Raw genomic sequence first — 11437 nt, 5'->3', positions numbered from 1 at the left:
GGCAGGCCGGTGGTCGCGAGATCGACATCGCCGACCGGCTCGTCCAGCAGCAGGTTGCGGACGGCGCCGCCGATGATCCGCGTCTCCACCCCGTCCCGGTTCAGCGCCGCGAGGAGATGCGCGATCGTCGGCCGCGCCAGGAACTCGGCGATCCGCGCGCGCCCTGCCTCGATCATTTGAACCGGCCGGGAACCAGCACGCCATTCTCCATATGCGGCGGCTCATAGGCACCTTGATGGCGCGGCGAGACCCAGCCGGCGACGATGAAGAAGCCGATGGCCATGACCATGCCGACCACCGAGAGCAGGAAGAGATGCGGGCTCCAATGCTCGACATCGAGAGGGTTGCGCCGCCTGATCACGAGATAGCCGGCGAAGATGCAGAAGGGCAGGACGAAGAGCAGAAACTCCTCGATCAGCGTGCGCAGCATGGGCGTCAGCGTCTCTCTGTTGGCGGCTCCGTACAGCGGGGCGAGCGGCTCCGCGGCGCCGAAGGCGCGTCAGCCGGCGAGCCGCTCATAGAGATTGCGGATCATGCCGGCGGTTGCGCCCCAGATATAGCGCTCGCCGAAGGGCATCGCATAGTAAGTCCGATACATCCCCTTCCATTCCCGGCCCTCGCGGCGGTGATTGGCGGGGTCGAGCAGGAAGGAGAGCGGCGCCTCGAAGGCCGCATCGACCTCCAGCGGGTTGAGCGTCAGCGAGAAATCCGGCTCGACCAGCGCCACCACCGGAACGATGCGATAACCCGTGCCGGTGAGGTAGGCGTCGAGGAATCCGAGCGTCCGCACATGCTGGCGCGACAGGCCGATCTCCTCCTCGGTCTCGCGCAGAGCCGTCACCACGGGCGAACCGTCGACCGCGTCGACGCGGCCGCCGGGGAAGGCGACCTGCGACGAATGGCTGCGGAGCGCGGCCGTCCGCTGGGTCAGGATCACCGTCGGCCCCTCCGCCCGCTGCACCACCGGGATCAGCACGGCGGCGGGAACGGCGGCGGCCTCGTCCGGCGCGCTCATCGGCTCGGGCTGCAGCTCGTGGTCCCCGCGCGGCCGGCCGATCAGATCCCCGACCAAGGGCGGCTCCGGCCGCAGGCGCTGGGCCGCGAGCAGCGCGAACTCCTCCGAAGTCAGGCTCAGCGCGCGCATCTACAGGCCTTCGATCTCGCTCGCCGGAATCGCGGGATAAAAGGATCCCGCCGCCGCGACGCCGAACATCGCGCGGCCCTCGACCGGGCGGATCTCGCCCAGCGCCAGCAGGTCATGGCTCAGCGCCCGCGTCAGCCGGGCCCAGAGCCCGCGCCGGACATGGACATAGGGTTTGAGACCGCCGCCCGCCTCGACGTCGAAGCGCAGCCCGTGCTCGGGGCCGACGCTCACGAGATCGTCAACCCCGGTGCGCAGCGCGATCGCGCGGCCCTCGCCCTCTCCCGTCACCGCCATTTCGACGGCCTGGAACGGCGCGTCCTCGACGCTGATCCCGACCTTCTCGACCGGCGTCTTGAGGAAATAGCGATCCCCCTCGCGCCACAGCACCGAAGCGAAAAGCTTCACCAGAGCCGGCCGCCCGATCGGCGTTCCCAGGTAAAACCAGGTCCCGTCGGCGGCGATCCGCATGTCGAGGTCGCCGCAGAAGGGCGGGTCCCAGCGCTCGAGCGGCGGCGCGCCGCGCCCTCTGCCGGGCCCGAGCGAGGCGAGCAGGCGATCCATCGCCGATGCCGTTTCGCTCATCGCCCGCCCGCCTTCCGCCAGATGCGGCATATTGGTTGCATCGCGTTCTCCGCCTTGAACTCTACATAATCGTGAAGCCGAGTTCTGTGTACCAGATGCAGCAAGCCCTTGAGCCGGCTGGACCACCCGTCCACACTCAACGGCGAAAGGCCGGCCCCGTTCGCGGAGGGGGCGCAACGGCCAGCGTGAGGAGACCGATATGGCGGCGCAGATCCGGGCTGAAGGCAAGAGCGAGCCGATCGACCTCGACACCGGCATCGTCGAAGCGGCCGAAGCGGCGCTCGGCGCCATCGGCGCGGCCCGCCGCGAAATCGGCCAGGTCATCTTCGGCCAGCAGAAGGTGGTCGACCTCTCGCTGATCACGCTGCTCGCCGGCGGCCACGGCCTGCTGGTCGGCGTGCCCGGCCTCGCCAAGACCAAGCTCGTCGACGCGATGGGCACGGTTCTCGGCCTCTCCGCGCGCCGCGTCCAGTTCACGCCCGACCTGATGCCCTCCGACATCCTGGGCTCCGAGGTGCTTGACGAGAGCGCCGACGGCAAGCGCCATTTCCGCTTCATCAAGGGCCCGGTCTTCGCCCAGCTGCTGATGGCCGACGAGATCAACCGCGCCTCCCCGCGCACCCAGTCGGCGCTGCTGCAGGCGATGCAGGAGCACCATGTCACGGTGGGCGGGGAGCGCTACGATTTGCCGGCCCCCTTCCATGTGCTGGCGACGCAGAACCCGATCGAGCAGGAGGGAACCTACCCCCTGCCCGAGGCGCAGCTCGACCGCTTCCTGCTCGAGATCGATGTCGGCTATCCCGATCGCGAGGCCGAGCGCCGCATCCTGCTGGAGACGACGGGCGCCAGCGACCACAAGCCGATCCAGGCGATGAGCGCCGAGACCCTGATGTCGACGCAGCGCCTGGTCCGCCGCCTGCCGGTGGGCGAGGCGGTGGTCGATGCCATTCTCGATCTCGTCCGCTCCGCCCGCCCGGGCGATGGCGATGCCGCGATCACCGACAAGCTCTCCTGGGGCCCGGGGCCGCGCGCCAGCCAGTCGCTGACGCTCGCCGCCCGCGCCCGCGCGCTGGTCGAGGGCCGGCTGGCGCCCTCGATCGACGACGTCGCGGCGCTTGCAGTCCCGGTGCTCAAGCACCGCATCGCGCTGACCTTCGCCGCCCGCGCCGATGGCGAGACGGTGGAGGGCATCATCGGCAAGCTCGTGGAGCGCATGGGATGAGGGCCGCACGCTGATGCTGCGCACGCGCGTTCTGCCCGCCACGGAACGGCAGCCGGTCAGGCCGGTCATCACAGCCTCGCTGGATCTCGCGGCGCGCCTGCCGCGGCTGATCCTGGAAGCGCGCCGGGTCTCGGCCAGCGTGCACGGCATCCATGGCCGCCGCCGTGCCGGTCCCGGCGAGACCTTCTGGCAGTACCGCCCGCTCGTCACCGGGGAATCCGCCTCGCGCATCGATTGGCGGCGCTCGGCCCGCGACGGCCATCTCTTCGTCCGCGAACGCGAATGGGAAGCGTCCCACGCCATCTGGCTCTGGATCGACAGGTCCGCCTCGATGGGCTTCGCCTCCTCCCTCGCTCTGGCCTCGAAGGTCGATCGCGCCCTGGTGGCGGGCTTCGCCTTGGCCGAGACGCTGGTCGAGGGCGGCGAGCGTGTCGGCCATCTCGGGCTGACCCGCGCCCTCGCCTCGCGCCGCATCGTCGAGACGCTGGCGCAGGCGATCCTGGCCGATGCGAAGGGGCAGGACACCGACATGCCGCCGCAGGCGCCGCTGCCGCGCCTCGCCGACGCCATCCTGATCACCGACGGGCTCTCGCCCGCGGCCACGCTCGCCGAGCGCATCGCCACCATGGCGAGCAGCGGCGCGCGCGGCCATCTGCTGCTGATCGCCGACCCGATCGAGGAGACCTTCCCCTTCACCGGCCAGGCCGAACTCTTCGACCTGGAGGACGGGCTGTCGCTGCGCGTCGGCGATGCCGGCTCCTGGGGCGAGGCGTATCGCCAGAGGCTGGAAGCGCATCGCGAGGCCCTGCGCGAGGCCTGCCGCAAGGCCGGCTGGACCCTGACCCTGCACCGCACCGACCGCCCGGCGAGCGAGGGCGTGCTGCGCGTCGCCAGCCTGATCGCCGCCGCCCGGGGGACGGGACGATGAGGGTCGCGACCCGATCGACCGACCGCGCCGGGGAAGGCCGCCCGCCATGCTGAGCGCCCTCCCCTTCGCCTTCTCCGCACCGCTCGCCTTGGCGGCGCTCGCTCTGCTGCCGGCGCTATGGCTGATCCTGCGGGTCACTCCGCCGCGGCCGCGGCGCATCGATTTCCCGCCGCTCAAGATCATGGCGGATCTGATCGCCAAGCGGGAGATGCCGGCCCATACCCCCTGGTGGCTGCTGGCGCTGCGCATGCTCATCGCCGCGCTGGTGATCCTGGCGGTCGCGGGCCCGGTCTGGAATCCGGCGCGCGAGGCCGGCCCGTTGCGCGGCCCGATGCTGCTGCTGATCGACAACGGCTTCGGCGCCGCCACCGACTGGCCGGAGCGGCTGGCCGTCGCCGAATCGCGGGTGGCCGCCGCCGCGCGCGAAGGGCGCCCCGTGGCGCTGCTCGGCCTGGCGGAGGCCCCGGCCGAGATCCTGCTGGCGGAGCCGCGCTCCGCGCTCGACCGGCTGCGCGCCTTCGCCCTGCAGCCTCACGCTCCCGATCGCGCCGCCCATCTGCCGCGCATCGACGCCTTCCTGCGCGGCGCGCCCAATGCGGAACTGGTCTGGATCGCCGATGGGCTGGCCCTGACCGATGAGAGCCCCTTCCTCGCGAGGCTGCGGCAGGAGGGTCAGGATGGCCGGCTCTCGATCCATGCCGGCCCGGTCGACCAGCTCGCCCTCACCGCGCCCGAGAACCTCGCGGGGGCACTGACGGTCAAGGTGCTGCGCCCGACGCCGGCCGGCCCGGCGACGGGGGTGGTCCGCGCGCTCGACCTCAAGGGGCTTCCGCTCGGCGAGGCGCCCTTCGTCTTCGAGGGCTCGAATCTGGATGCCGCGGCGCGGCTCACCTTGCCGATCGAGGTCCGCAACGCGGTCTCGCGGCTCGACATCGTCGGCGAGCGCAGCGCGGCCGCCGTCGCCCTGCTCGACGACCGCGCCAAGCGGCGCCGCGTCGGCATCGTTTCCGGCACGACGACGGACAGCGCCCAGCCGCTGCTCTCGCCGACCTATTACGTCTCCCGGGCGCTGCAGCCCTTCGCCGAGATCCGCGAGCCCCGCCCCGGCTCGACCGACCCTGTCGGCGAATTGCTGGCCCAGAACCTGTCCGTGCTCGTCCTGGCCGATATCGGCGCGCTCGACAGGGACACCGCCGCCAAGATCACCGGCTTCATCGAGCGTGGCGGCGTGCTGCTGCGCTTCGCCGGCGCGCGTCTCGCCGCGGCCTCCGACGATCTCACCCCCGTGCGCCTGCGCCGCGGCGGCCGCACGCTGGGCGGCGGCCTGTCCTGGGAGACCCCGCGCAAGCTCGCCCCCTTCACGCGCGAGAGCCCGTTCTACGGCACGCCGATCACCGACGACGTCCGCGTCACCCGCCAGATCCTGGCCGAGCCCGAGGCCGACCTCGCCCGCAAGACCTGGGCGGCGCTGGAGGACGGGACGCCCGTCGTCACCGGCGAGCGCCGCGGCGACGGGCTGATCGCGATGATGCACGTCACCGCCGACACGACCTGGTCGAACCTTCCGCTATCGGGATTGTTCGTCGAGATGCTGCGCCGAATCGTCAACCTCTCCGGCACCGGCCCGGCGGAGGCGCAAGGGGAGGATGCCCGCGTGGAGACACTCTCGCCGACCCGTGTGCTCGATGGCCAGGGTGCCTTCCGCAGCCCGCCGGCGACGGCGCAGCCCGTGGCACGCAGCTTCGGCGGACGCGCCACCCTCGCCCATCCCCCCGGCATCTACGGGCCGGCCGATGGGTCGCTGGCGGTCAACGCCCTGAACCCGACCGACATGCTGCGCCCGATCGACCTCGCCGGGCTGGGCGCGCCGATCCTGCCGGTCGACAAGCCGGTCGCCGTCGACATAAGGCCGCAGCTGCTGGTCCTGGCGCTGCTGCTTCTCGTCGCCGACACGCTGGCGACGCTGTGGCTGGCCGGGCGGCTCTCGCTGCGCCGCGGCGCCAGGCGCGCCGCACCCGCCGCCCTCCTGCTGGCGCTCGGCCTCGCCACCGGCGCGCCCGAGCCGGCCCGCGCGCAGCCGGCGCCGACCCAGCCGCCTCCGGCTGCGCAGGCAGACCAGCGCCCGCCGATCCCGCGCGAGCTCTTCGCCGCCGGCGCGGTGACGCGCCTGGCCTATGTCGTCACCGGCGACAGGGCGGTCGACGACATCTCCAAGGCCGGGCTCGCCGGGCTCAACACCGTCCTCGGAGCCCGCACCGCGCTGGAGCCGGGCGAGGCCGTCGGCGTCAATGCCGAGCGCGACGAGCTGGCCTTCTTCCCGGTGCTCTACTGGCCCATCGTCGCCGGACGGCCGATCCCGGCGCCGGAGACCCTGCGCAAGCTCGAAGCCTATATGAAGGGCGGCGGCCTCGTGATCTTCGACACGCGCGACGCGATGAGCGCGCGGCCCGGCGGCAGCGCCACGCCGGAAGGCGACCATCTGCGCCGCATGCTGCAGACGCTCGACATTCCGGAGCTCGAGCCGCTGCCGCGCGACCATGTCCTGACCAAGACCTTCTACATCCTCGACAGCTTCGTCGGCCGCTACGACACCGGCACGACCTGGGTCGAAATCCTGCCGCCCGCCGGCGAGGACGGCCGCCGCCCGGCGCGCGCCGGCGACAATGTCTCGCCCATCGTGATCACCTCCAACGATCTGGCCGCGGCCTGGGCGGTGGGGCGGCGCGGCGAGGCGCTGCTGCCGCTTTCCGGCTCCGATCCGCGCCAGCGCGAAATGGCGCTGCGCGGCGGCGTCAACCTCGTGATGTATGCGCTGACCGGCAACTACAAGGCCGACCAGGTGCATGTCCCGGCTCTGCTCGAGAGGCTGGGGCAATGATCGCGGATCTCGCCGCCCCTCGGCCCGGGCCTCATCGCGGCGCCCGCTGCAGGCTGCGCCCGCGAGGATGCCGCAACCCCGCCGGTTCCGCCATGCCGGGCTGCGGCCGGGCCGGCCGTGAGGGCTATACGGCCCCAGACAGGATCGATCGCTGATGTGGAGCCTTTCGCTCGCCCCGCTGGTGCCGCTGCCGCTGCTGATCGGGCTGAGCCTGATCGCCGCGTTGGCGGCCGGCGTCGCGCTGGTGCTGGCCGGGCGCAGCGCCATCCTGCGCGCTCTGGCGCTGATCGTCCTGACGATCGCCCTGGCCGACCCCTCCCTCGTCTTCGAGGAGCGCGAGCCGGTGAAGGACGTCGTCTCCGTGGTCGTCGATCGCTCCGGCTCGAACCGCCTCGCCGATCGTAGCGTGCAGACCCAGGCCGCCCAGGCCGAGGTCGAGCGGCAGCTGCGGGGCGTCGGCAATGTCGAATCGCGGATCGTCGAAGTCCGCGACTCCCAGGGCTCGGGCGACGGCACGCGCCTGTTCGAGGCGCTGGCCGCGAGCCTGGCCGACGTGCCGAGCGAGCGGGTCGCCGGCGCCATCGTGATCAGCGACGGCCTGGCCCATGATGCGCCGGCCCAGGCCGATGCGCTGGGGCTGAAGGCGCCGCTGCATGTGCTGACGACCGGCCGCAACGGCGAGATCGACCGGCGCATCGTGCTGGTCGATTCGCCCCGCTTCGGCATCGTCGGCAAGGACCAGACAATCCGGCTGCGGGTGCTGGAGAAGAACGGCCCCGGCCGCTCCGGCCTGGTCATCCGCCGCGACGGCGAGATCATCGCGCGGCGCGAGGTCACCGCGGGGCAGATCGTGCAAGTGCCGGTGCGCATCGATCGCGGCGGCCCCAATGTCATCGAGATCGAGGCGGCGGCGCTCGACAACGAACTGACCCTCGCCAACAACCGCGCCGTGATCACCATCGAGGGCGTGCGCGACAAGCTGCGCGTGCTCCTGGTCTCGGGCGAGCCGCATCCCGGCGAGCGCACCTGGCGCAATCTCCTCAAGGCCGACGCCAATGTCGACCTCGTGCATTTCACCATCCTGCGCCCCCCGGAGAAGCAGGACGGCACGCCGATCAACGAGCTCTCGCTGATCGCCTTCCCGACGCGCGAGCTGTTCCAGGTCAAGATCAAGGAATTCGACCTGATCATCTTCGATCGCTACGCCAACCAGTCGATCCTGCCGCTGCTTTATTTCGAGAACATCGTCCGCTATGTCCGCGAAGGCGGCGCACTATTGATCGCCGCGGGACCGGAATATGCCGGCGCCCAATCCCTGGCGCGGACGCCGCTGAACCAGATCCTGCCGGCGCTGCCCGACGGCTCGGTGGTGGACGAGGCCTATCGCGCGCGGGTCAGCGACCCCGGCAAGCGCCATCCCGTCACCCGCGACCTGCCGGGCTCGGAGGTGGAGCCGCCGCGCTGGGGCGAATGGCTGCGCATGGTCGGCGCCCGCGCCCGCACCGGATCCTCCGTCATGACCGGCCCGGGCGACCGGCCGCTGCTGATGCTCGCGCGCGAGCAGAAGGGCCGCGTCGCCCTCTTCCTCTCCGACCACGCCTGGCTCTGGGCCCGCGGCTTCCGCGATGGCGGGCCGCATCTCGATCTGCTGCGCCGGCTCGGCCATTGGCTGATGAAGGAGCCCGATCTCGAGGAGGAGGCGCTGCGTGCCTCGGCCCGCGGCGGGATCATCGAGGTCGAGCGCCAGACGCTGGGCGAGACGCCCTCCCCCGTCACGATCACCGGGCCGGACGGCCAGTCGCGTTCGGTCCCGCTCGAGCCCGGCCGGCCCGGGCTGTTCACCGCCCGCATCCCCTCCAGCGAATTCGGCCTCCACCGCGTCTCGGCGGATAATCTCACCGCTTTCGCCAGCGTCGGCCCGGAGAATCCGCGCGAGCTGGTGGAGGTGGTCAGCAATCCCGGCCAGCTCCAGGCCCTCGCCGAAGCTACGGGCGGGTCCAGCCGCCGCATCGGCCAGGAGACCGGCTCGGGCGTCTCGGTCCCGCGCATCGTCCCGGTGCGCTCCGGCTCGCAATTCGCCGGCGCCGACTGGATCGGCCTGCGCATCAGCGATTCCGGCATCGTCCGCGGCGTTTCGGTCTCGCCGCTGTTCCTGGGGCTGCTGGGGCTGGTGCTGCTCTTCGGCGCCGTCGTGGCCGGCTGGCTCGGCGAAAGCGGCCGCAGGCTGCGCCGCAACACCGATACGGCCTGAGCCGGGTTCGGCTCAGGCGCCCGGGCGGAGCGCGGTCACCGCGCCGCTGCGCTGGGCGAGCACGCCCTCGACCAGTTCGAGCGCCAGGAAGCGCCCGGGATCCGCCGGGCCCGGCAGGCTGAGCTGCCCGGGGCGGATCGGCTCGAAGCCGAAGCGCGCATAATAGGGCGCGTCCCCGACCAGCATCACCAGATCATGCCCGGCGGCCCGCGCGGCCTCGATCGAGCGGTTCATCAGCGCCGCGCCGATGCCGCGCCCCTCGAAGGCGGGGTCGACGGTCAGCGGCCCGAGCATCAGCGCCGGATGCGCCCCGGCCCTGACGCGGGTGACGCGGACGGAGCCGACCAGGAAGGTGCCGACATGCGACGCGAAGCTCAGCTCCGCATCGGCCGGCACGCCCTCGCGCAGGCGGAAGGCGGTGCGGGCGAAGCGGCCGGGGCCGAAGGCCCGCTCGTGCAGGCGCTCGATGGCGGCGGCGTCGACGGGCAGTTCATGGCGAATGGTCAGGGGCAAGGATGTCATGACGGGCGACCTGCAGGGCGGGAACGTGAAGGCATCGCCGCTCGACGCGGAGATGCCGTTGAGGCGCGGTCAGCGCGTCGGTCGTCGCAGCAGCAGGGAGTCGATGAGCCCGTCAGTCATGCCAGCGACTTAGCAGAGCCGGGCACGGGCGTCCATGGCGCCGCGGCATCACCAATCCTGCGACGGCGCCTGCCGCCCGAGGATCTCCGCGAGCCGCCGCCGCGTGCCCGGCGTGGTGCCATCGGGGAGCGCCGCAAGCGGGAAGAAGCCGGCCTCGGCGATCTCGCGATCCGGCTGTTTCGCCCCCAGCACCGTGAAGTGCCGGACCTCGAACACCGCGACATGGTCGCGGCGCGACATGTGCCGGTTGAAGAACACGCCATGCAGCCGTGCCGGCCCCGCCAGTTCCAGATTGCCCTCCTCGCGCAGCTCCTTGGCGAGGGCCTCCAGCACGGTCTCGCCCGTCTCGACGCCGCCGCCCGGCAGATGCCAGCCGGCGGTATAGGTGTGGCGGATCAGGAAGACCTGCGCGCGATCGTCCAGCACCGCGGCGCGAACCCCCAGCGTCATCCCCCGCGACAGCCGGAAATAGAGATGCAGCGCCCGCCGCAGCAGGCGGTGTCGCAGACCCCGTAAAGACTCCGTCGACTCTCTCATCATCGCGCCGCCCGTCCCGCGCAGAGTTTAACGCCCGGTTTATTGTCTATGCATATGACGCATGACAGAGGCCCCGATGGAGACGCGTCCCGTCACAAACGCGCCGCAAATCGGGCAGAGAAGATCGCTTCAACGCTTGGGCCATTCGTCATGCTGCTCTCTTTCATCATCTCCCTCGTCTCGTCAAAGCCCGCTTATGTCTGGAAGCCGGCCGTGACGCTGACCGATCCGCGCATCGTCTCGGAGCTGGCCGGCTCGGCCAACTGAGCGCCTGCGCCCTGCGGGGCTGAGGGCACGCCTGCGCGGTTTGCGCGCTTGACGCCGACAGGCTCAGGGGCCAACGCTCAGCCGTGTTCAAGCTCGCGCATCTCTCGGACCCGCATCTCGGCCCGCTGGCGCGGTTCTCGCTGCACCAGCTCCTGGGCAAGCGCGCTACCGGCTATGTCAATTGGCGGCGCAAGCGTCGCCATGCCCATGACATGCAGATCCTGGCGCTGATCGTCGCCGACATGCAGGCGCAGGCGCCGGATCATTACGCCTGCACCGGCGACGTCTCGCATATCGGCCTGCCCAACGAGTTCAAGACGGCGATCACCTTCCTGGACACGCTGGGCTCGCATGAGAGCGTCAGCTTCGTGCCGGGCAATCATGACGCCTATGCCCGCTCCTCGCTGAAGCATCTGGCCGCCGACATGGCGCCCTGGGCCACCGGGGATGACGGCATGCGGGGCTATCCCTGGCTGCGCCGCCGTGGCCCGGTGGCGCTGATCGGGCTCAACAGCGGCGTCCCGACCCTGCCGATGATGGCGACGGGCCGGCTCGGCCGCGAGCAGATCGCCCAGGCGGAGATTTTGCTCGCGCGGGCCAGGCGCGACGCGCTGATCCGCGTGGTGCTGATCCACCACCCGCCCTATGTCGGCGGGGCCCGGCGGTCCCGCGAGCTGGTGGATGCCGAGGCCTTCGAGGCGATGCTGGCAAGACAGGGCGCCGACCTCGTCATCCACGGCCACAACCACACCTTCTCGTTGGCCTGGCGCCGCGGCCTTGGCCGCGACGTGCCGATCGTCGGCGTTCCCTCCTGCTCCATCGGCCCGCTCGGCCGCGGCGAGAAGGCGAGCTGGCACCTGTTCAAGATCGAGGGCGACGCCGAGCGCCCCCAGATCAGCTTCGAGCAGCGCTGTTTCGAGCCCGATGGCAGCGTCCGGCTGCGCCAGGAGATCGCGCTGCACGCCAAGCCGGTGTGACGCGGGCGC

The 11437-nt window shown here is 71.6% G+C and carries 10 protein-coding genes and 1 pseudogene; 5 read left to right on the top strand and 6 right to left on the bottom strand.

The window, feature by feature from the left end:
- The 4 genes and pseudogenes from ASG72_RS21405 to ASG72_RS09655 all read right to left on the bottom strand — a co-directional run.
- Nucleotides 1-176, bottom strand: a pseudogene (locus ASG72_RS21405) (CCA tRNA nucleotidyltransferase); the annotation flags it as partial.
- Complete coding sequence (locus tag ASG72_RS09665) at nucleotides 173-430, bottom strand: DUF6111 family protein (RefSeq protein WP_056711521.1); 258 nt, start codon at nucleotides 428-430, stop codon at nucleotides 173-175. The gene ASG72_RS09665 and the pseudogene ASG72_RS21405, both read right to left, overlap by 4 nt.
- Nucleotides 431-499: 69 nt before the next feature.
- Entirely contained in the window at nucleotides 500-1144 is a 645-nt protein-coding gene (locus ASG72_RS09660) for a CoA pyrophosphatase (RefSeq protein ID WP_056711519.1), read from the bottom strand.
- The gene (locus tag ASG72_RS09655) at nucleotides 1145-1726 is read right to left on the bottom strand and encodes a DUF1285 domain-containing protein (protein WP_082540286.1); all 582 of its coding nucleotides are present in this window, start codon (nucleotides 1724-1726) and stop codon (nucleotides 1145-1147) included. It lies immediately after the preceding gene.
- Nucleotides 1727-1925: 199 nt separating this feature from the next.
- On the opposite strand from ASG72_RS09655, the gene ASG72_RS09650 reads away from it, so the two are divergent.
- From ASG72_RS09650 to ASG72_RS09635, 4 genes are all read left to right on the top strand, one after another.
- Nucleotides 1926-2948, top strand: coding sequence for a MoxR family ATPase (locus ASG72_RS09650; protein WP_056711516.1), 1023 nt, complete (start codon nucleotides 1926-1928; stop codon nucleotides 2946-2948).
- Between the two features lie 13 nt (nucleotides 2949-2961).
- Nucleotides 2962-3876, top strand: a complete 915-nt coding sequence (locus ASG72_RS09645) for a DUF58 domain-containing protein (RefSeq protein WP_056711514.1) — start codon at nucleotides 2962-2964, stop codon at nucleotides 3874-3876.
- A gap of 46 nt (nucleotides 3877-3922) precedes the next feature.
- Nucleotides 3923-6754, top strand: coding sequence for a DUF4159 domain-containing protein (locus ASG72_RS09640; RefSeq protein ID WP_056711512.1), 2832 nt, complete (start codon nucleotides 3923-3925; stop codon nucleotides 6752-6754).
- Between the two features lie 154 nt (nucleotides 6755-6908).
- Entirely contained in the window at nucleotides 6909-9005 is a 2097-nt protein-coding gene (locus ASG72_RS09635) for a hypothetical protein (RefSeq protein ID WP_056711511.1), read from the top strand.
- Nucleotides 9006-9017: 12 nt separating this feature from the next.
- Here the strand turns inward: ASG72_RS09635 and ASG72_RS09630 are convergent, their stop codons facing one another.
- Together ASG72_RS09630 and ASG72_RS09625 are read right to left on the bottom strand one after the other, a co-directional pair.
- The gene (locus ASG72_RS09630; RefSeq protein WP_056711509.1) at nucleotides 9018-9527 is read right to left on the bottom strand and encodes an N-acetyltransferase; all 510 of its coding nucleotides are present in this window, start codon (nucleotides 9525-9527) and stop codon (nucleotides 9018-9020) included.
- A gap of 168 nt (nucleotides 9528-9695) precedes the next feature.
- A complete protein-coding gene (locus ASG72_RS09625; RefSeq protein ID WP_056711506.1) occupies nucleotides 9696-10184 on the bottom strand; it encodes an NUDIX domain-containing protein in 489 nt (162 codons plus the stop codon).
- A 350-nt stretch (nucleotides 10185-10534) separates the two neighbouring features.
- Between ASG72_RS09625 and ASG72_RS09620 the strand changes: the two genes are divergently transcribed.
- The gene (locus ASG72_RS09620; protein ID WP_056711504.1) at nucleotides 10535-11428 is read left to right on the top strand and encodes a metallophosphoesterase; all 894 of its coding nucleotides are present in this window, start codon (nucleotides 10535-10537) and stop codon (nucleotides 11426-11428) included.
- Nucleotides 11429-11437: the final 9 nt, after the last annotated feature.

The organism is Allobosea sp. Leaf344 (assembly GCF_001426225.1).
GTDB lineage: Bacteria > Pseudomonadota > Alphaproteobacteria > Rhizobiales > Beijerinckiaceae > Allobosea.
This window is presented reverse-complemented; position numbering and strand designations above follow the sequence as displayed.

What these genes read in the sequence shown, in the direction of transcription:
- ASG72_RS09625 (WP_056711506.1), bottom strand. Translation starts at nt 10,184, where the DNA reads ATGAGAGAGTCGACGGAGTCTTTACGGGGTCTGCGACACCGCCTGCTG.
- ASG72_RS09645 (WP_056711514.1), top strand. Translation starts at nt 2,962, where the DNA reads ATGCTGCGCACGCGCGTTCTGCCCGCCACGGAACGGCAGCCGGTCAGG.
- ASG72_RS09665 (WP_056711521.1), bottom strand. Translation starts at nt 430, where the DNA reads ATGCTGCGCACGCTGATCGAGGAGTTTCTGCTCTTCGTCCTGCCCTTC.
- ASG72_RS09635 (WP_056711511.1), top strand. Translation starts at nt 6,909, where the DNA reads ATGTGGAGCCTTTCGCTCGCCCCGCTGGTGCCGCTGCCGCTGCTGATC.
- ASG72_RS09660 (WP_056711519.1), bottom strand. Translation starts at nt 1,144, where the DNA reads ATGCGCGCGCTGAGCCTGACTTCGGAGGAGTTCGCGCTGCTCGCGGCC.
- ASG72_RS09640 (WP_056711512.1), top strand. Translation starts at nt 3,923, where the DNA reads ATGCTGAGCGCCCTCCCCTTCGCCTTCTCCGCACCGCTCGCCTTGGCG.
- ASG72_RS09650 (WP_056711516.1), top strand. Translation starts at nt 1,926, where the DNA reads ATGGCGGCGCAGATCCGGGCTGAAGGCAAGAGCGAGCCGATCGACCTC.
- ASG72_RS09630 (WP_056711509.1), bottom strand. Translation starts at nt 9,527, where the DNA reads ATGACATCCTTGCCCCTGACCATTCGCCATGAACTGCCCGTCGACGCC.
- ASG72_RS09655 (WP_082540286.1), bottom strand. Translation starts at nt 1,726, where the DNA reads ATGAGCGAAACGGCATCGGCGATGGATCGCCTGCTCGCCTCGCTCGGG.